The organism is Methylophilus sp. 42 (genome assembly GCF_000384155.1).
Taxonomy (GTDB): Bacteria; Pseudomonadota; Gammaproteobacteria; order Burkholderiales; family Methylophilaceae; genus Methylophilus.
Window position 1 is genome coordinate 2252840 of record NZ_KB913031.1, and the last position, 20516, is coordinate 2273355.

Annotated in this window: 18 protein-coding genes; 12 read left to right on the forward strand and 6 right to left on the reverse strand. The window is 51.8% G+C overall.

Annotated elements, in window-relative coordinates:
- Positions 1 to 28: 28 nt before the first annotated feature.
- From MET42_RS0110695 to MET42_RS0110720, 6 genes are all read left to right on the forward strand, one after another.
- Positions 29 to 445: a YqjD family protein gene (locus MET42_RS0110695; protein WP_019882969.1), complete on the forward strand. Its 417-nt coding sequence runs from the start codon at positions 29 to 31 to the stop codon at positions 443 to 445.
- A gap of 93 nt (positions 446 to 538) precedes the next feature.
- A complete protein-coding gene (locus MET42_RS0110700) occupies positions 539 to 940 on the forward strand; it encodes a phage holin family protein (protein WP_232411489.1) in 402 nt (133 codons plus the stop codon).
- A 36-nt stretch (positions 941 to 976) separates the two neighbouring features.
- Positions 977 to 1609, forward strand: a complete 633-nt coding sequence (locus tag MET42_RS0110705) for a response regulator transcription factor (protein ID WP_019882971.1) — start codon at positions 977 to 979, stop codon at positions 1607 to 1609.
- An 88-nt stretch (positions 1610 to 1697) separates the two neighbouring features.
- The gene (locus tag MET42_RS0110710; protein ID WP_019882972.1) at positions 1698 to 2078 is read left to right on the forward strand and encodes a response regulator; all 381 of its coding nucleotides are present in this window, start codon (positions 1698 to 1700) and stop codon (positions 2076 to 2078) included.
- 30 nt (positions 2079 to 2108) lie between these two features.
- On the forward strand, positions 2109 to 3569 hold the full coding sequence (locus MET42_RS0110715) for a phosphatidylserine/phosphatidylglycerophosphate/cardiolipin synthase family protein (protein ID WP_232411492.1): 1461 nt from the start codon (positions 2109 to 2111) through the stop codon (positions 3567 to 3569).
- 18 nt (positions 3570 to 3587) lie between these two features.
- Entirely contained in the window at positions 3588 to 4067 is a 480-nt protein-coding gene (locus MET42_RS0110720; protein WP_019882974.1) for a hypothetical protein, read from the forward strand.
- A gap of 23 nt (positions 4068 to 4090) precedes the next feature.
- Here MET42_RS0110720 and MET42_RS0110725 read toward each other — a convergent pair whose 3' ends face one another.
- The gene (locus MET42_RS0110725; protein WP_019882975.1) at positions 4091 to 4969 is read right to left on the reverse strand and encodes a TraB/GumN family protein; all 879 of its coding nucleotides are present in this window, start codon (positions 4967 to 4969) and stop codon (positions 4091 to 4093) included.
- Between the two features lie 150 nt (positions 4970 to 5119).
- Here MET42_RS0110725 and MET42_RS0110730 point away from each other — a divergent pair, with 150 nt between their 5' ends.
- A complete protein-coding gene (locus MET42_RS0110730) occupies positions 5120 to 7633 on the forward strand; it encodes a patatin-like phospholipase family protein (protein WP_232411494.1) in 2514 nt (837 codons plus the stop codon).
- Between the two features lie 24 nt (positions 7634 to 7657).
- Positions 7658 to 9337, forward strand: a complete 1680-nt coding sequence (locus MET42_RS0110735) for an alkaline phosphatase D family protein (protein ID WP_019882979.1) — start codon at positions 7658 to 7660, stop codon at positions 9335 to 9337.
- Here the strand turns inward: MET42_RS0110735 and MET42_RS0110740 are convergent.
- Positions 9334 to 11559: a YgiQ family radical SAM protein gene (locus MET42_RS0110740; protein WP_019882981.1), complete on the reverse strand. Its 2226-nt coding sequence runs from the start codon at positions 11557 to 11559 to the stop codon at positions 9334 to 9336. The genes MET42_RS0110735 and MET42_RS0110740 overlap by 4 nt on opposite strands.
- A 268-nt stretch (positions 11560 to 11827) precedes the next feature.
- On the opposite strand from MET42_RS0110740, the gene MET42_RS0110745 reads away from it, so the two are divergent.
- Genes MET42_RS0110745 through MET42_RS0110760 form a run of 4 tightly spaced genes read left to right on the forward strand, consistent with a single transcriptional unit; the run spans position 11828 to position 16541 of the window.
- Positions 11828 to 14614 carry an EAL domain-containing protein gene (locus MET42_RS0110745; protein WP_232411496.1) on the forward strand — a complete coding sequence of 929 codons (2787 nt, stop codon included), beginning with the start codon at positions 11828 to 11830 and terminating at the stop codon, positions 14612 to 14614.
- A gap of 5 nt (positions 14615 to 14619) precedes the next feature.
- Positions 14620 to 15318: a leucyl/phenylalanyl-tRNA--protein transferase gene (gene aat, locus MET42_RS0110750; protein WP_019882983.1), complete on the forward strand. Its 699-nt coding sequence runs from the start codon at positions 14620 to 14622 to the stop codon at positions 15316 to 15318.
- A complete protein-coding gene (locus tag MET42_RS0110755; RefSeq protein ID WP_019882984.1) occupies positions 15305 to 16045 on the forward strand; it encodes an arginyltransferase in 741 nt (246 codons plus the stop codon). The genes aat and MET42_RS0110755 overlap by 14 nt, the downstream gene beginning before the upstream one ends.
- Before the next feature lies 1 nt (position 16046).
- Entirely contained in the window at positions 16047 to 16541 is a 495-nt protein-coding gene (locus MET42_RS0110760; RefSeq protein WP_019882985.1) for a hypothetical protein, read from the forward strand.
- Between the two features lie 11 nt (positions 16542 to 16552).
- On the opposite strand, the gene MET42_RS0110765 is transcribed toward MET42_RS0110760, so the two are convergent.
- From MET42_RS0110765 to ribD, 4 genes are all read right to left on the reverse strand, one after another.
- Positions 16553 to 17194, reverse strand: a complete 642-nt coding sequence (locus MET42_RS0110765; RefSeq protein ID WP_019882986.1) for a class II aldolase/adducin family protein — start codon at positions 17192 to 17194, stop codon at positions 16553 to 16555.
- Positions 17195 to 17210: 16 nt separating this feature from the next.
- Complete coding sequence (mtnA, locus tag MET42_RS0110770) at positions 17211 to 18278, reverse strand: S-methyl-5-thioribose-1-phosphate isomerase (RefSeq protein ID WP_019882988.1); 1068 nt, start codon at positions 18276 to 18278, stop codon at positions 17211 to 17213.
- A gap of 271 nt (positions 18279 to 18549) precedes the next feature.
- Positions 18550 to 19350 (reverse strand): TatD family hydrolase, encoded by an 801-nt coding sequence (locus MET42_RS0110775; RefSeq protein ID WP_019882989.1) that lies wholly within the window; start codon positions 19348 to 19350, stop codon positions 18550 to 18552.
- Between the two features lie 6 nt (positions 19351 to 19356).
- The gene (gene ribD / locus MET42_RS0110780) at positions 19357 to 20466 is read right to left on the reverse strand and encodes a bifunctional diaminohydroxyphosphoribosylaminopyrimidine deaminase/5-amino-6-(5-phosphoribosylamino)uracil reductase RibD (RefSeq protein WP_019882990.1); all 1110 of its coding nucleotides are present in this window, start codon (positions 20464 to 20466) and stop codon (positions 19357 to 19359) included.
- Between the last annotated feature and the right edge of the window lie 50 nt (positions 20467 to 20516).

Genomic DNA, 20516 nt, shown 5'->3' on the forward strand with positions numbered 1-20516 from the left:
AAACCACGATTTAAAAAGGAGTTTCAAAATGTTTAATTTTTCAAAAGACAATGTTGAGAACACGACTGATCGCTTGGCCAAACACTCTGACCAGGCCATTGAACAAATCGCTGCGCAGGTGAAATCGACTGCCAATGAGCTGCTGGATGCCGTCAATGATACTGCGGACACCACGCAGGACAAGGCAAAAGAGCTGATTCATACCCTGAAAAGTAATATTGACCGTTTAACCAGCGAAGAAAATGCGGCAGCCCTTGCCTCCAACCTGAGCTCAAAAGCGGGCCGTGTCAAAGAGCAAGTGCAACGCGAAGTGAGCGACACTTACCACTCGATCAAAGACAAGACCGCCGATACTGTACAGGAACATCCATTGGGCACCGTGCTGGTAGCCGCTGGTGTCGGTTTGCTGATAGGATACCTGTTAGGCACCAAACGTCGTGAATAAGCAAGGAAAGCTATGTGGGTAAACCTCTTGAAATTTGTCGCTGTTTTGTTTTTAAATCGCAAAGTGAGCGCATTGAAAGGTAGTTTTTTCAATTTGCGTCATCACGTCGCCGATTACACAGAAGACCGTGCACAACAATTGAAACAGGATTTTCTGGAGGAAACTGAACGCCTGGCCACCAGCATGGTAGGCATGCTGGTGGTGTTTAGCATGTTCATCTTTACCGGTTTACTCGGCTTGATGTGGCTGTTTTCACTATTGTGGCAACATCCCCACCGCTCTTTAATTCTTGGCCTGGCAATGCTGGTGCCCACAATTATCGGTATTATTGCTTTTATTTCTGTACGCGCCATTTGGCATAAGAAACCATTGTTTGCTGACTCGCTGGCCATGATCAGCCAGGACTGGCGCTTGTTTAGGAAAGAAATGGCGCCAGATGCGCAAACAGACCCGGCAGCTGCGCCAGACAATGATGGCGAAAAATCTGCAAGCTGAGACATAAACCCTGACTAACGAATTTAAGAGAACCGCATGAAAAGAATTCTTTTGGTAGATGATCACAGCATTGTGCGTGATGGTTTGCGTAACCTGATCGAACTGGAAAATGATCTGCAAGTGACCGGGGAAGCCTCGTCAGGGGCAGAGGCGATCCAGCTGGTGCGCAAAAATGAATATGATGCCATGGTGCTTGATATTTCCATGCCTGACAAAAACGGGGTGGATACCTTGCATGAACTCAAACATGTGTCGCCAGACTTACCGGTACTGGTGCTCAGTGGTTATGCAGAGGATCAATACGCGTTGAATTTAATGCGTAATGGCTGCAAAGGCTATTTATCCAAAAATGCGGATTCAGATGAAATCATCCTGGCCATTCGCACCGTGTCTGCAGGCAAGCGTTACATTTCGGCCGAACTGGCTGAGCTGATGACCAACGAACTCAGTCATCCCTCAGAGAAGCAGTTGCACGAAACCTTGTCTGACCGCGAATTCCAGGTATTCGTCAAACTGGCAACCGGCCAAACGCCTACCGCCATTGCGGATGAGTTATTTATCAGTATCAAAACGGTCAGTACTTACCGCAGCCGTATCCTGGAAAAAATGGCCATGAAATCGAATGCTGACTTGACCTACTATGCCATCAAATACGGTTTGCTTAATTAAGCCAATACGATTGAATGTACGCATGAATATCATCGCCAAGCAGCCTGTGTTAACCCCTTATTTGACATCAGTCACTGGTTAAACCGTCATGTATAGATTATTGTTAGTTGAAGACTCTGCCCTGATTCGCGATGTGATCGTCGAGATGTTGCACGACTGCGACCAGCTCGACGTCAGGGACATCGCTACCACCAGCGACGAAGCCATTGACTTGCTCAATGCCAGGCAGTACGACATGATCGTGCTGGATATTGAGCTAGCCAAAGGCACCGGTTTTGATGTGGTACGCCACACACGCCAGCAAGGCTATCCGTTTAAAGCCCCTGATATCGTCATGCTGACCAATCACGGCAACAGCTATTACCGTAACCTGGCACACAACATGGGCGTTGAGTACTTTTTCGACAAATCCCTGCAATTTGACGAGTGCATGGACGTGATCCAGCAGCACGCCAGCCACGTTTCCTAAATCATCATCCTAATGGTGATGGTGGACGCCATGCCCACAACAATCCGCACACGCCCAGGCCTTTGCTGTCTTTATCACAGCCGTTTTACTAAAGATTTTTGCCAGCGCTGGTCACGCGCTTGCTTATACCTGCTAGGCCTGTGGCTGTCTGGTTGTGCATCAATTCCCGATGCCAAGCTGGCCCTCACTGAGATCAATACGCAAACACAGCCGATTACAGTCGTCACAGCCAAACAGGCCTTGCCACCGGGCAAGGTCGAGCAGGCCTTAAAAAAACTGTCGCCCGACGAAAGCATTCGTGCAGCACTTGCTGCACACCTTCAGGTGGAGCAGGCGATTGCGGGCAATAGCTTGTATGCCGATAACAAAGTCACCTTACTGTTTAATGGTGAACTCACCTTCAGCAATATGCGTCAGGCCCTGGCAGGGGCACAACAATATATTCATCTGGAATACTTTACGTTTGAGGATGTCGACCTCGGCGGCATCACCTTACAGGCACTGCTATTGCAAAAACTGTCACAAGGAGTCAGCGTTCACTTGATCTACGACGCAATTGGCTCAGGCGATACGCCCCCTGCACTGTTTGAGATTTTGAAAAAAGCAGGCGCCAAAATCACGGTTTTTCATCCCGTACAAGCCAGCACACTGGCGCGAATCAATCAGCGCGACCATCGTAAAATCATGATCGTTGATGGCAAGCTGGCTATCGTCGGCGGCGTCAATTTAAGCAAAACCTATCAAAGCAAGGGCTCGCTCAGATTCTTTAGCAAACAAAAACTGCCGGACCTCAATCAGGCGGACTGGCGAGATACTGATGTCATGATCACTGGCCCGGTGGTAGCCAATATCCAGCAAGCGTTTCTCGACCACTGGGATGCTGCGCAGCCATTGGATACAAGCAGTTTCTTCCCACCGCTGGCCAAACAGGGAGGACAGTTCGTACGCGTGATCACCACGCCTGCCAGCAAACGCAAAAATACTGATTCGCCGTACTATCTGACCCTGATCGCCGCAATACAGCATGCAGAGCACCACATCATCCTGAATTCTGCCTACTTTGTACCAACCAGCGCGCAGGAAGAGGCCCTGGTCAACGCGGCTGACCGTGGCGTCAAAGTATCGCTACTGGTGCCCAGTTTCAGTGACTCTACACTCTCCATGAATGTGCAACGCTCGCATTACAGCCACTTGCTCAAACATGGCGTCGAGATTTACGAGATGCAGGATCAGGTATTACATGCCAAAATGGTGTCTATTGATAGTGTCTGGTCAGTGATTGGCAGCTCCAATCTGGACTATCGCAGTGCGGGCATCAATGCCGAGATTGATGTAGTGATTTTGGGCAATGAAACGGCCAGCATGCTTGAACGCCGTTTTCAGCAAGATTTGAAGAATGCTGAAAAAATTGAACTGGAACAGTGGCAACGACGCCCGCTTTGGCAAAAATTCAAACAGCAGTCATCGCGTATTTTTGAAGGTATCCTGTAAACGGATAAAGACACTGACATGATAGACAAGGACACCTGGGAATTACTGAGTTATGTCGTCACCGTCGTCGGCTTGCCGCTGGCGATTGTGACCTTTATGCTTGAGCAACGCAAAGAGCGTGAGAACGAAGACGAAGAGGTCTACCAGTTACTGGCAGACAACTATACCGACTTTTTAAAACTGGTCATGGCGCATCCTGACCTGCAACTGCGCTCGCATAGCGAGCCTTTAGTGATGACAGCCGAGCAGGAAGAACGCAAACTGGTGCTATTCGAAATCCTGATTTCACTGTTTGAACGCGCTTATTTGCTGACCTATGACCCTGATATGCGTGGCAAACGCTTGCGGCGCTGGATGTCATGGGAAGACTATATGCGCGAGTGGTGCCTGCGTGAAGACTTTCGCCAGCACTTGCCCAGGTTGCTGGTCGGTGAAGATGCGGATTTCGTCGCCCATATTTCGCGCATTGCACAAGAAACCCGCTCAAACCACGCTTAACGCTACCTACGATTAAAACACGCCTATTTCTTTAGCGGTGTCAGCTTAAATCCTGCCTGTTTAAAGGCTTGTAACAATCCACTTTGCCCCGCCAGGTGTGCGGCGCCAACCGCAATAAATACCGGGCGCTGCCTGGCCTGATCGATACTGCGTGCAGCCATTAGCACATTGCGCTCATCCAATAACTTTACCCGCATGCGCTGCCACAAGGCGGCAGGCAAGATCCCGCGCGTCATGGCGTCATCCATATTAGCCACCTGCTCGGCATCCCCAGCCAGGTAAGCCTTCATCAGCCTTTCAAAATCGCCCTCTTTTTGCTTCTGGCTACGTTTGAGCACAGCCCGCAACATCAACAATTGCTCGTCCTGCGTCATGCCATCCATGACGCCAAAATGTTCCTGCGGACTTTCCAGACCAAGTACCTGCTTATCCAGTTCCTCTGCTTTGGCTTTTAGTAGAAAATCCTGCGCGAACGGTGTTTGTGGCTTGGGCAGATCAAATATCACCGCCAGCAACCACGGTTTCATTTTAAGCACCCTATCCATCGGCATCACATGCATATCGGCCAGGCTGGCCACCTTATCCAGCTCGGCTTCAGACAAATACTGTTTCAGGCTACCTTGTGGCAATTGCAACAAAGATGCGGGCGGTGCGTCTGCCACCTCCAGCATAAATGCATCCACCTGTTTCAGTGCCTGCAACACCGCAGGGGAGAAATCAGTGACGCGATTGTCATCCGTGTGCATGGTCCCAAACAGGTAACTTACTTGTCCACCTGGGGATTCCAGCTGCCAAAACAGGCTTTTTTCAGCGGCATTGACCGGCTGGCCTAACAATAAAAATACCGCCGCCCACAACCATAACCCTTGCACCACATTCTTCATATTTTTAGTCATCCACATTGGTTACTGCCCATTGCTTGCACAGGCAATCCCTATTGCCCGCCAGCCGATATCCTCTCATAGAAATGACACATTGCATGCCCTTTTTGCGCGCCTGCGCCGTATGGTATGCGCCCAAAGGTTGTCACTTATATGATACAGAGCTACCATGTGTTAAATAATATCAACAATATGCTCAGGGAGACTGCCATGCACCCGACCGACCAGACTGAAGACACCGACCCATATAAAACGCATTCTTTTGACGCGGTACTGGATGCGGAAATTCGTGGCATGGCGCATTTGCGTCAAGATATTCATCGTGAAAACCTCATTGGCCTGGCCTTTTCTGGTGGCGGCATCCGTAGTGCCACCCTCAACCTGGGTATCCTGCAAGGCCTGGCAAAGAAAGGCCTGCTTAATCAATTTGACTATTTGTCGACAGTGTCTGGCGGTGGTTATATCGGTGCCTGGTTTTCCAGCCTGATCAAACACAGCAATCACGTCAATACCGTGCAGGCCGAGCTGGTGTTATCCACACAGCCACAAAGCCCGGTTACACGCCAGCTCACTGCCACTGAAAAAGCGATTCTCTGGTTACGTAGCTATAGCAATTACCTGACGCCCAAAACCGGTTTATTCACCGGCGACACCCTGGCGGCACTAGCACAATGGATGGCCAATACCTTACTTAACCAGGTACTCCTGCTCTGCGTGTTAATTGTGTTGATGATGACAGTGATCTTTTTCAGTCACTCGGAAATCCATGGCACTCTGTTGCCCGCATTCACACTGGATAGCGACCTGTTGCGGCAACTGCTTGAAAATGCAGCGCAAACGATCTCAGGCAAAACAGGCATGGCCCTGGCGCTAATCAGCTTGGCCAGCTCATTCTACTTCAGTCGTCGCGACTGCCTCAGCACAGCACATGCGCTTTACCCTGTGCTGGCATTCTTATGCGGGGTGGCAGGATTCATCTTGCTGTTGTGGGGAATTCCCCAGTCAAGCTGGCAACAATTATTCACAACCTATGCAGTCGATCATGAGGCCAGCCATATCCAGCCCAACTATTGGATAGGCCTGGGCGTCCCGGTGATTTCACTGCTGATTTCTGCAGGACTGGTGGCCGCCATGGGCATAGGTGGGCGCTTAATAGAGGTGAGTACGCGTGAATGGTGGCACCGCATTGGCGGCATCAATATTGGTTTTTGTGTCATCTGGCTGGCGCTGTTTGGTTGCGCGCTGTACATCCCGGTGCTCATTCACCACTGGCTGGGTAGCCTGGGGACCACCGAGAAAAGTCTGACCGGGATTGGCTCCTGGTTGCTGGCCTTTTTCACCGCCAGGCTAGGTAAAAGCCGCGTCACCGGCACAGAGTCACCCAATAGCCTGAAAGGCACATTCACCACCGCACTGCCCTATATTGTGGTCGCACTGATCCTGCTGGTATCCGGCTACCTGAGTTTCAGCCTATATATTTCACCGCACCGCGGCCTGTGGTTTGCCGCAGCCTTGTTCATCGTCGTTTTAGGCAGTTGGCGCATCGATATCAATGTGTTTTCCCTGCACAACTTTTACCGCAACCGCCTCACCCGTTGCTATCTGGGCGCCACCAACAACCATCGCAAACCCAACAGTTTTACCGGCTTTGATAATAACGATGATGTCACCATGTCTGCTTTGCGCGGACAACGGCCTACCCATATTGTGAACACGGCGGTCAATATCAGCGATGGCTCGCAACTGGCCTGGCAACAGCGTCAGGCCGCTTCATTTATGTTCAGCCCCTATTACTGCGGCTTTAAATTACCCGATACCGAAATCTGGTATGACACCCACCATTACACCAGTGAAGGCGGGCCAGAGCTGGGCAGCCTGGTGTCTACCAGTGGTGCGGCTGCCAGCCCGAATATGGGCTATCACACCAACCCGGTCATGGGCTTTATCATGACCATTTTCAATGCGCGTCTTGGGCGCTGGTTTGGCAACCCCTTGCATGAGAATTACTTTAACAGGCTGCTCATGCAATTTAACTGCAAATTGAGGCTGCGCAACCCGCCACAGCGGCAATCACCGTTCTGGAACCTGTTTTACCTGATCAAAGAACTGATCACCAACACTGGCCCCACCTCAGGCTATTTGTATCTATCTGATGGCGGCCACTTTGAGAACCTGGGCATTTACGAACTGGTACGCCGCCGCTGCAAATTGATCGTTGCCATCGATGCTGGTGCTGATGGCTGCTATGAATTTGAAGACCTGGGCAATGCCATCCGTAAATGCAAAGTCGATTTCGGCATCACTATCAAGCTGGACATCAACCCATTGTTACCAGTGAATGATTGCAAATATGGCTTGTTTAAATGCGGTGCCCGCCATTTTGCGATTGGCAGCATTGACTACCTGGGCGATGGCGATCCGGCACATATGGGCTACCTGGTGTATATCAAAAGCTCGCTAACTGGTGATGAACCTAGCGACCTGATCAATTTCAAACTGCAAGAGCCCAGCTTTCCTCACCACAGTACGGTAGACCAGTTTTTCAGTGAATCGCAGTTTGAGAGTTATCGCCGCCTGGGCGAACATATTGCGCAAAACCTTAAACTGCCTGCCAGTCATCCGGATAAAATAGTGGCCGAGCAGATACAAACGCTATTACCAGGCCTGCTGGATAGTGCGACTTAAGCCATACAAACATACGGAGCACGCATGTCATCACACAATATTGTATTAGGGCCCTTGCTAGGGCTGGAGGGTGAGCACGACCAAGCCACCATCTACAGTGTTTGCTTTCTCTCAGAAAACGACGTCAGCGCCGCCACCCTTGCTTATCGCATCGCCAAGCAAAGCTTGCGTAGCGAATTCACCTTGATCAGCAGCCTGGGGCGCGGCAAGTTCTGGCGCGCAGAAATCGCTATTCCGCTGACACCGCTAGACCAAGTCTGTGATTACCAGATTTTAATTGATGCACAACCGGCCAGTTACACACAAACGCGCAACGACCTGGTCACTGACTGGTCATTTTTTTGCCCGGCAGCCAAGCAGCAGGTACAACTGGCATTTGCGTCATGCAATGGATTTTCATCAGACAAGGTGCGCACACAACATCCGGCGCCGATCGACTACCTGTGGCAACGTATGCAGCAACAGCAGGCCGCACATATGGCGGCCATGCCTTATACAGAAGTCGTCGATGCGCCTTATGCGGCCCTGATCATGGGGGGTGACCAGATTTATGCCGACGCGATTTTCAATGAAAAGCAGCCTTTGTATGCCTGGTCACAAAAGCCATTGAAAGATCAATTGTCTGCACCAGTGTCTGACACGCTCAGGCAGCGTATCGATAATTTCTACTTCGACACTTATCTCAGAAGCTGGACGCAATCAGCGGCTTTGCGTTACTGTCTGGCAAGTATTCCCAGCATCATGATGTGGGATGACCATGACATTATCGACGGCTGGGGCTCACAACCCTATCGCCTGGAAACCAGCCCGACCTACCAGGCCATGTTTGACAGTGCAAAAAAGTATTTCACACTGTTTCAATTGCGAGGGACCAACAACCGCGCCTTGCAGCAACGCACTGCCGCACCTGCGCATTTTGGCATGACCCTAAACTTCCGTGACTACGGCTTGCTGGTCATGGATAACCGTAGCCAGCGCACTTTGCACAACATTATGGGTAGTGGCAAACAAGACTTTATTCAGGGCTTGGCCGATTTACAGGCAGACTGGCAAGCTGGCCAGAAGTTGCTGATACTGAGTGGCGTGCCTTTTCTTTACCGGCACTTTTCCGAAAGCGATCACAATATCCGCCTCAGCATCCAGTTTGATGCCTATGACGATATGGCGGATCACTGGCGCTTCAGTACGCATTACGATGAAATGTGCAGCATTCTGCAACGCCTGCTGCAGTTTCAAGCCGAGCTGCAAACTCAAGCCCAGACCAAAGTATTTATTATTTCTGGAGATGTGCATGTCGCTGCCAGCGGCACCTATCGCGAGCAACCTGGGCCTAACAACCAGTCAGGTCAGGGCAACCAAGCTGGTCTAGGCAACATCGTGCAATTGATTTCCTCAGGCATTGTGCATCCGCCGCCATTGAGCATGGAGCAATCAGTGATCCGGCTGGCCTCTAGCGTCACACAGCCGGATATTGACCTCGGCGGCGGTTGCGTATTGTCAGCCACGCTACGCAAAGACGCCGCCGGCAATCGCTTTTTATTCCATCGCAACTATGCCTGCATGCATGAAGGCAGCGACCACAAGGTGTGGGTCAACTGGCATTATGAAACCATAGATTTCCCGAATGCGAACGACCTGACCGCCCGTGCACAGAAACTGGCCAGCCCGATCCTGGGCTATCAAGTGTTAGGGCTGCCTTATTAGCGGCCTGCGCCAGGTTTTCTGGCTTTGTGCTTATAAGCAGGATTCTTGGTCTGGTTAAAGCCTTTAGGCATGGCCTTGGCCTGGAAACGGCTGCCGTCGGACTGCACAATTTGCTGCAATACCGCAGGCTGATACGCCGGCACCAAATGCTTTTTACCATTACCAATTAAATCGGCACGGCCCATTTTCTTGAGCGCTTCACGCAGCATGGGCCAGTTTTGCGGGTCATGGTAGCGGATAAACGCTTTTTGCAATTTGCGGATGGTACCAGTTTTGGCGACTGGCACGTTCTCAGAGTCAGGGGTGACTTTGCGTAAGGGGTTTTTGCCACTGTGATACATGGCGGTGGCCATCGCCATCGGTGTCGGAGTGAAGGTCTGCACCTGGTCAAGGCGGAAATCATTGCGCTTGAGCCACAATGCCAGGTTAATCATATCGTCATCTGTGGTGCCAGGATGCGCAGCAATAAAGTATGGAATCAAATACTGTTTCTTGCCTGCCTCGGCACTGAATTTTTCAAACATGCGCTTGAATTCATCATAAGCGCCCATGCCCGGCTTCATCATTTTGCTCAGCACGTTTTCTTCTGAGTGCTCAGGCGCAATTTTCAAATAGCCGCCCACATGATGCTGCACCAGCTCCTTGACATATTCCGGCGATTTCACGGCGAGGTCATAACGCAAGCCTGAACCAATGAGGATTTTTTTCACGCCACGCAAATTACGCGCCTTGCGGTAAAGCTGGATCAGCGCTGAATGGTCAGTATTGAGGTTTTCGCACACGCCAGGATAGACGCAAGACAACTTGCGGCAGTTTTTCTCGATCTCTTCAGACTTGCAAGACAAGCGGTACATATTGGCCGTTGGCCCGCCGAGGTCAGAAATCACGCCAGTAAAGCCATCCACTTTGTCACGGATTTCCTCGATTTCGCGCAAAACAGAGTCTTCGGAGCGGCTTTGAATAATACGGCCTTCATGCTCGGTGATCGAGCAGAAAGTACAGCCGCCAAAACAACCACGCATGATATTGACCGAAAAACGGATCATTTCCCAGGCCGGGATATTGGCGTCTTTGTAAGCCGGATGTGGTTTGCGTGCATAAGGCAAGTCGTAAACGTAATCCATCTCTTTGGTCGTGAGTGGAATCGGCGGCGCATTCAGCCACACTTCGCGGTTGCCGTGTCTTTGCACCAGCGCCCGCGCATTGCCTGGGTTAGCTTCCAGATGCAGCACGCGCGAAGCGTGCGCATACATCACCGGGTCACTCACCACCTCTTCATACGATGGCATGCGGATGACCTGGCGGTCACGCGGCACTTTGCTGGCTTTAAGCGGTAAGGGCAGGCTGATGGTTGGCGCAGCCGCACTCGCTTCAGCGCCTTTTTCATCGGTCGCGCAGCTGGCATCGCCCTTGCCCATTTTCATGGCATAAGGGTCTTCGTGTTTCTCAACCACGCCTGGTCTATCCAAACGGGTGGAAGGCACCTCTAAAAAGTCATCCGGCACTTGTTTGCGGATAAATGCCGTACCACGGATATCCTGAATCTCATGCACAGGCTCACCGCGTGCAATACGATGCGACAGCTCAACAATGGCACGTTCAGCATTGCCATACAGCAGAATATCGGCTTTAGAATCGATGAGGATGGAACGGCGTACTTTGTCCGACCAGTAATCGTAATGCGCAATACGGCGCAGGCTGGCTTCGATACTGCCAATCACCAGCGGCACATCTGCATAAGCCTCTTTACAGCGCTGCGAATATACCAGCACCGCGCGGTCCGGGCGTTTGTTGGCTTCAGCATTCGGCGTATAGGCATCATCAGAGCGAATTTTACGGTCTGCCGTGTAACGGTTGACCATGCTATCCATATTGCCAGCTGTCACGCCAAAATACAGATTAGGCTTACCCAACACTTTAAAGGCCGCCGCTGACTGCCAGTCAGGCTGCGCAATAATGCCAACGCGAAAGCCTTGCGCCTCGAGCAAACGACCAATCAACGCTGCACCAAAACTGGGGTGGTCAATATAGGCATCCCCGCTCACCAGAATAATGTCGCAACTATCCCAACCCAGCGCATCCATTTCGGCGCGGCTCATCGGCAGCACAGGCGCCGTGCCAAAGCGTTTGGCCCAATACGGACGATAGCTGTTAACAGGTTTGGCTATAAGGGAGGTGTAGATTTCCACGCGGGTGACCAGCAATGCTTGAGAGTTGCGCATTTTACGCGTTAATTGATTGATTTGAAATCATTTTTCTTAAAAAAAATGAAGTGTTTTTGCCGTCACAATCACGCGAACGACTGAATTAGGTCTCGTCCGGAGAAAACACCACGCGCAAAACAAACTGTGTGCTGAATCAGACGCCCAACACGAAAAGACGGGCATTCGCCGTTAACAGGTGTATTTATGATTGCGGCGGCTGTTAAAGCCCTGTATAACCACTCTCAAGAGTGGGGTATTTTTTTACATAATAATTATTAAATTAACAATGAAGCATTACACGCTATTCAAGAAAATCCTATTACCTTTGGCAGCCTTTGGCCTGCTGATCGGGTTCATTTCATTTGCCTTTATTTTCAACCATCACCTGAATAATATTGAAGCCAAGGCCAACGAAGAAACACAAAAGCTCGCCAACCTGTTAGTCACGGCTAGAACACTGGTCAGTGAACATGTGCTTTCCAGCATGGCTTTGCTGAAACAATATGCCTCGGTTGAAGGTCCGCCCAATATTCATGGCGTCACCGACATGCTGGGCACGCAGGTACCCAACCTGCGTTTTGGTGACAGCCCGCAAACCGGCAGGACCATTATGGTCGACTCTGTCACCCGCATTGGCAGCGGCACTGCCACTATTTTTGTCAAACGTGGCCAGCAGTTTTTGCGGATTGCCACCAATGTGAAAAAAGCCGATGGCAGCAACGCCTTTGGCACCGAGCTGAACCCGTATGGCAAGGTCATTGAAAAACTGCAGAAAAATGAAACGTTCTATGGCGTGGTTGATATTCTGGGCGAAGCCTATCTTTCACGTTACGAGCCCATGCACGACAACCAGAATCGTTTGATTGGTGCCTGGTATGTCGGTTATAAACTGGACTTCAACGCCATTGACCAGGCGATCCGCCAATGGGGATTTTTAGAAAAAGGCTTCGTCGCCATCACCGATGGCCACGGCAAGATTCGCTTTCTTACCGGCGGCATCAGCAAACAGCAAGCGCTAGAGGCGATGGAAGACAGCCAGCACCGCTGGAAAAGAGTCAGCAAAGAGGTGCCTGAATGGGACTTCCAGATCAATATCCTCTACCCCGTCAACGAAGCTTACTGGTCTGCGCTGGGCGCGCTTTCGCCTGTCATGATCATCGCCTTGATTCTGACCCTGGTGGTGTTAATGGCTGTGATCAGCGGCTTGCAGCGCTTTGTGTTGAACCCCTTGGGTGGCGAGCCGGAAACAGCAAAACTGCTGCTGATGCGCATTGAAAGCGGCGATTTCGCCGAAGACCATATTGCAGCCACACCAGATACCTTGATCGCCAATATGGTCAAAATGCGACGCCGCTTGCGTGAAATGGTGAGCCAGATACAGGCCAGCGCCAACCGGCTCAAAGTCTCTGCGAGCGTGTTTGACCATGCACATGATGCGATTTTCATTACCGACGAACGTGGCCTGATTGTGCAATGCAACCCCTCGTTTAGCGTGGTCACCGGCTATGCACAGGCCGAAGCCATTGGGCAGTCCCCTGCCGCCTTAGGTATTGCCTGCCAGCAGCCAGACTTTTTCCAAGCCCTGTATGAAGGTGCACAGGCATTTCAAGAGTGGCAAGGCGAAGTGTGGAACCGCCATCATCAGGGCCACGATTACCTGGTTGAACTGGAACTGTCGCCGGTGATGAACCAGGCGGGCGAATTCCAGCATTATGTCGGTTTATTCTCGGATATCACCCGCGCCAAAGAACAGCAAAACATGCTGGAACACCTGGCTTACCATGATGTATTAACGCAGTTGCCCAACCGCGTGCTGTTTTCCAGCCGTTTACAGCAAGCCTTGCTGGAGGCTGAGCGCCAGCAATCGCTGGTGGCGATCTGCTATATAGACCTGGATGACTTTAAAATTGTAAATGACCAGTATGGCCACGAATTTGGCGATAAATTACTGATGCAACTGGCCAGCAGGCTGACCAACATTCTTAAACCGCAAGATACGCTGGCGCGCCTCGGCGGCGATGAATTTGCCATGCTCTTGTGCGGCGGCCGTACACAAACCGAATACACGCGTTTACTCAAAAAACTGCTGGCGGCGATTGAAAAGCCGTTTGCGATTGATAAATTCAAATTCTCGATTTCGGCCAGCATTGGCTACACCCTCTACCCGATTGATCACAACCCGCCCGACACGCTGCTGCGCCATGCCGACCATGCCATGTACCATGCCAAAACGCATGGCGGGCACCAGTTCCACCTGTTCGACTTAGCCTCCGCGCAGCAGTCGCAACAACAGCAACTGCTGTTGCGAGATTTGTTGAACGGCATTCAAAACAGCCACATCAAACTGGTTTACCAGCCGCAAGTATGCATGCAATCAGGCAAACTGTTTTGCTTTGAGGCCTTATTGCGCTGGCAACACCCACTGCGTGGCCTGCTTTACCCGAATGACTTCCTCAACGCGGTGGAACATACCAGCCTGATTATTGATATTGGCAACTGGGTGATTGAAGAAAGCCTGCGACAACTCACGGAATGGCAAGACCATGGCCTGCACACCCAGGTCTCGGTCAATATTGCTGCACAACATTTGATGCATAAACAGTTCAGTGACCATCTGGCCAGCCTGTTTAAAAAGTATCCAAGCATCAAACCGCAGCAGCTGCATATCGAGATCACCGAAAGCGCAGCCATCAGTGACTTCGCCCGCGTCAACCGTGTCATTCAACAGTGCCAGTCGCTGGGCGTGGCTTTTTCGATTGATGACTTTGGCTCCGGCTACTCGTCACTGATTTATTTGCGCCGGTTGCCGGTAGATATCATCAAAATCGACCAGTCCTTTATCCACAATATGCTCAGCAATCAGGAGGACCTGGCAGTGATTCGAGGCGTAGTCACACTATGCCGCGAATTCGGGCGCAAAGTGGTAGCAGAGGGCGTGGAAAAAGCGGAGCAAGCCCAGATCCTGGCGGCATTAGGTTGCGATTATGCACAAGGCTTTGGCATTTCGCGTGGCATGCCGGGCAACAAGGTTATAGAATGGGCAGGCAAGCACGACCCTTACCAATTTAACTGACGTTTATGCACGAACACTACTACCCGCTGCCGGGCGGGCCAGTACTCATTCTGGACACAAAAACGCCTTTTCCGCCATTGCAGCAGGCATTGACCGAGCCCAATGGCCTGATTGCCATTGGCGGCGATTTGACCGCAGAGCGATTGCTAGCGGCCTATCGGCAAGGGATCTTCCCCTGGTTTAGCCCAGGCGAGCCTATCCTCTGGTGGAGTCCTGACCCACGTATGGTGTTGTTTCCCGAGGCAGTGAATATCAGCCGTTCATTACGCAAGGTCATACAACAGCAGCCTTTTGATATTCGTTTCAATACTGATTTCAAGCGCGTGATACAAGCATGTGCGGCCACCCCTCGCCCAGGTCAGCCAGGCACCTGGATTACCGACGACATGATCGCCGCCTATCATCAACTACACCTGATGGGGTATGCGCATAGCGTAGAAGCCTGGCAAGATGAGCAGCTCGTGGGTGGCTGCTATGGTGTGAAAATTGGCCGCATGTTTTATGGAGAAAGCATGTTTCATCATGCCAGCAATGCCTCTAAAGTCGCGTTTGCCCATTTAGTGCAATGGTTAAACGCGCAACAAGTCGGTATGATTGATTGTCAGATGCATACACCGCTGCTGGCAAGCTTTGGTGCATATGAGATTCCCCGAGACCGATTTATCGCGCAATTGAACACCCTGGTGCAATATGACGCTACCTAACGATGCTCCGCTACAAAAGCTGCAGTTTTATGTCACCACGGCCTATCCGTGTGGCTACCTGCCAAAAAAGCTGGCACAAAGCCTGATTGCCACCCCGCAAAATCTGGTCGATGGTCCGGTATATAGCGGCCTGATCCAGCAAGGGTTCAGACGCAGCGGTAAATTTGCCTACCGTCCGCACTGCGAACACTGCAACGCCTGCATTTCAGTGCGTTTGCCGGTCAACGCCTTTCAAATCACACGTAGCCAGCAACGCGCTTTTAAAAAACATGCTGACCTGCAAGTAACGATCGTCGAAGCCAGCTACGATGCTGAACATTTCGCGCTTTACCAGGCTTACCAGCAACAGCGCCATCACCACGGCCCGGACCATATTGCAGACCTTGAGGACGAGGCCGCGCAGTACCAGCAGTTTTTGTGTCAGAGCAATGTGGAAAGCATTATGGTTGAGTTCCGCGATGCCTACGGCGCCCTCAAAATGGTCAGTGTGATCGACATCGTGATGGATGGCTTATCTGCGGTCTATACGTTTTACTATACCACGGATAAAGCCAGCTACGGCACGTATAGCATCCTGTGGCAAATCACCTGGGCCAAACAGCTGGGCCTGCCCTATCTGTATCTGGGCTACTGGATCGCCGACAGCCAGAAAATGGCCTATAAACAGCAGTTCCAGCCGCAGGAAAAACTGGTGGATGGCGAATGGGTAGCCAGCCCGCAGCCATAATATGAAACACACCCCGCAATCGCTCGCCAAGCAGTTTTGTCTGGGAGTGTATGTCAATGCGGTAGATGCCGTGCTCTGGCATGACACCTTTGACTATATGGCCAGACTCAAAGATGACACCGTGTTTCAAAAAAGCCAGATTGCAATACTGTGGGCGCAATACGGCGGTGACCTGCGTGCAAAAATAAAAGATGACGTCCTGGTGCTAAAAGTACTCAAAAAGGCACTCCCTGGTTACCACGGCGAGGGCTTTACTTTATACCGTGGTGAAAGCTGGTTTTTATTTGACAACGACCAGATCGGCTTTTGCTGGACCACCTCTGAAGACATTGCAACCACTTATGCCAAAGGTCTTAATGCAGTAGAGTCTGGTGGCGTGCTGCTCAAGTGCTATGCGCCACCGGAGGCCATTCTGGCCATAGAAAACAATGTGTTTATATGTGACCCAACATACTTATTGCGCTTGAGCACCTTGGCGTTGTTTCCCAAGTTGTAGACCTACTTGCCCTACTTGTCCCACTGGCCATAGCCTTTAAACTGGGCGTGCACTTCACGCATCTGCTCTGGCGTTAACAGCACAGGCTCCCCAAGCTGCAATAAGCGCCAATATTGCTCGCATAGATTCTCCACCTCAATGGCTATCGCCAGTGCCTGCGCCAGGTTTTTACCTAAAGCGATCATGCCATGGTGCGCCAGCAAACAGGCTTTACGCTCTTGTAAGGCGCTCACGGCGACATCAGATAGCGCCTGGGTGCCAAACAAGGCATAAGGCGCACAGCGGATATCGTCACCGCCTACGGTGGCGATCATATAATGAAACGGCGGCACATCGCGTGCCATGCAGGCAATGGTGGTGGCAAACATGCTATGGCAATGCACCACCGCATTCACTTCCGGCCGTGCCTGTAAAATGTCGCGGTGAAAAAACCACTCACTAGAAGGCTTTTTACCGGCCTCCGCCTGTCCCGTCCAATCCATATACACCATGCTCTGTGTGCTGAGCTGTTCGGCAGGCACGCCTGAAGGCGTGATTAAAAAGCCGTCATCCAGCCGTATGCTGGCATTGCCAGAACTGCCTTTGTTGAGTCCGGCTAGCGCCATCTGCTGGGCAGCCTGTAATAATTGCTGTGCGGGTGGAGCTGTGGTCATTGTTGGGGTCGTCATTTTAAGCTGCCAGTGTATGTAGCTGCGCAGGCGTCAATACGCCGCGTTCAGTAATAATGCCCGTGACCAGCCTGGCGGGCGTCACATCAAACGCCGGGTTGAGCGCCGTGCTTTCGTGTGGAATCACGCGTATGCGTTGCACCTGGCCGTCTGCGCCCTGCCCTTGCATATAAGCCACCTCGTCTGCGTCGCGCATTTCAATTTCAATATCCGCACCACGTGCCAATTGCCAATCGATGGTCGGCGTAGGCACGGCTGCATAAAAAGGCACCTTCTGGTCAAAAGCAGCCAGTGCCTTTAAATAAGTGCCAATCTTGTTGCACACGTCACCCTCACGTGTCACGCGATCAGCGCCCACAATCACCATATCCACTTGCCCGTGCTGCATCAAATGCCCGCCGGCATTATCAGCAATCACCGTATGCGGTACACCATGTTGCGCCAGTTCCCAGGCGGTTAAACTCGCGCCCTGATTGCGCGGTCGCGTTTCATCTACCCAGACATGCACCTTCAGGCCCGCATCATGTGCCGCGTAAATTGGCGCCAGTGCGGTGCCACCATCCACAGTGGCCAGCCAGCCAGCGTTGCAATGGGTGAGGATATTCACGACCTGCTGCGGATTGACTGTGCTCTTGGCGGCAATAAGCGCCTTGCCATACTGGCCCAGCGCCAGATTTTGTGTCACATCTTCATCGGCAATCGCTTGCGCCAGCTGCCAGGCCGCCATCGCGCGGGCAGACTCAGGTAAGGCCAGCAAGGCTTGCTGCATGCGTTGTGCCGCCCACGCCAGATTCACTGCTGTTGGCCGGGTAGCACACAATTGCGTGACCACATCCTGCACCTGCGCATCACTGGCGGTTTGCTGAACGCCCAGCGCGACGCCGTAAGCAGCGGCAGCACCAATCAAAGGTGCACCCCGCACTTGCATACTGCGAATGGCATGACACATTTGCGCCAGGGTAGTCACATTCACCGTCACAAACTCAAATGGTAAGCGGGTCTGATCAATCAGGCAGACGGCACCACTTTGTTGCCAGATGGTACGAAAATGTTGTTGTTTGATACGCATAAAAAGGAATCTGCTGACGAGTAGTCATTAATTGTAAAAGTTGTAAAAGGCCTTGCTTTTCCTGTAGGACAAACACCGTATTTTTCCATCCACAAAATCTGTGGATAACTTTGTGGATTGCTGTGTCTTAATTCCGTAACTTACCAATTTAAAAGGACTTTTTCCAAAAGTTCATTTTTTAATCTATTTTTTTATTCAATAAAATCAACAACTTACAACGCACCACTATAATTGAAACACTTTCGACACATTCTTAATGTGTCACTTTAAGTCATGTGCATAAATGGGCTAATTTCGGTAAAACTTGCGTAGAATTTTTGCCTATCATTTCAATGAGTTGCGAAGTTTCCAAGCCACGAATTAGGCACAATTCCTCCGCTATTCTTTTTAATTGAACAGGGCTGTTTCGTCCCTGGTGACCGATCCAAACCGGGGGAATATCGGGGGCATCCGTCTCCAACACCAGCAGCTCCAGTGGCAATTCGGCAGCCAGTTGCCGGATTTTTAATGCGCGCGGCCAAGTCATGGCGCCACCAAAGCCTAACTTGAATCCTAACTGTCCAAAAATCGCCGCTTGCTGCATGCTGCCGTTAAACGCATGGGCAATGCCGCCATGTACGCGATGCTTGCGCAGGTATTTGAGTATGCTATCTATCGCGCTACGCACATGCAGGATGACGGGTAACTCAAATTGTTTGGCAATCTGTAGCTGTCCTTCAAACAAAGCAATCTGTTTGGCTTCATTGTCACGCGTCAGGTAAAAATCAAGGCCGATCTCACCAATCGCCAGTAATTGATGCGCCTGCGGCCCGGCCAGTACCGTCGCCACGATCTCCTGCAATTGTTGCAAGGCGTCATCCGGCGCTTGTGCCACATACATAGGATGCCAACCCAGCGCAAAGCCAGCCTGCGGGTATTGTGCGCACCACTGCATAATCGGTTGAAACGTTGCCTGCGTGACGGCAGGAATCACCACCGCACGCACGCCTTGTGCTTGCGCCTCTTGCCACACTTGGTCGCGATCTGCATCGAACTCGCTGGCATCAAGATGGCAATGGGTGTCTATCAACATAAAATATTAAGGCTGCAGTTTGGCCTGGATACGCAGATCCTGGCCAAACTGGCGCACATCGAGAATATGCAAATCGCGCACCGCGGACATCTGCGTGAGCTCAGGCAAGGCAAACATGCCACGGGCAGTGTGGCCCATCAACTTAGGCGCGTAATACAGCAACAACTCATCCACCAGGCCGCTTTGCAAAAACGCACCACTCAACGTTGCCCCGGCCTCAATCAACACCTCATTGCACGGCAATGCGGTTAAAGCCTGCATAAGTACGGCAAGATCAACCTGTGCCTGTGCTGCGTTGGGCGCCAGCGAATCCGGCGCATGCAAGGTGCGTACGCCCATCACCTGCAACACCTCCAGCTTGGCCACATCGCCTTGCGCGTAAGCCACCAGCGCATTGCCATCCTGCAACACCTTGGCATCAATCGGAATCCGTAACTGGCTATCGACAATCACGCGCAAAGGTTGCCTTGGGGTTTTGACTTCACGTACAGTCAGGGAAGAATCATCCTTCAATATGCTGGCAATGCCGGTGATAATGGCGCAACTTTGCGCCCGCCAGTGATGCACGTCGCGGCGGGCCGCAGCCGAAGTGATCCATTGGCTGTCGCCATTGGCCAACGCAGTCCGGCCGTCCAGGCTGGCCGCCACCTTGAGACGGACATAAGGACGTTGCTGGGTCATGCGCAGGACAAAGCCAGGATTCAGTGCGAGTGCTTGCGCTTCGCATACCCCAACAGTCACCGCAATCCCTTGCGCCTGCAAGCGGGCAATGCCATTGCCTGCCACCAGCGGATTCGGATCCTGCATCGCCACCACCACCCGACTGACGCCAGCATTGACCAAGGCATCGGCACAGGGCGGAGTACGGCCAAAATGACTACACGGCTCCAGCGTCACATAGGCTGTCGCCCCACGTGCCTGCTCGCCAGCCGCGCGCAAGGCATGTACTTCGGCATGCGGTTCACCCGCTTTAAGATGTGCGCCCTCGCCGACCACCTGGCCATTATTGACAATCACGCAACCCACACGCGGGTTGGGGGTCGTTGTATATAGCCCGCGCGCCGCCAATCGCAACGCACGCGTCATCCATTCAATATCTTGTGAGCTCACTTGCATAGACTGCCATGATACAAAAAAACACGGCTCTGCGGTTTTTTGTCATCAAA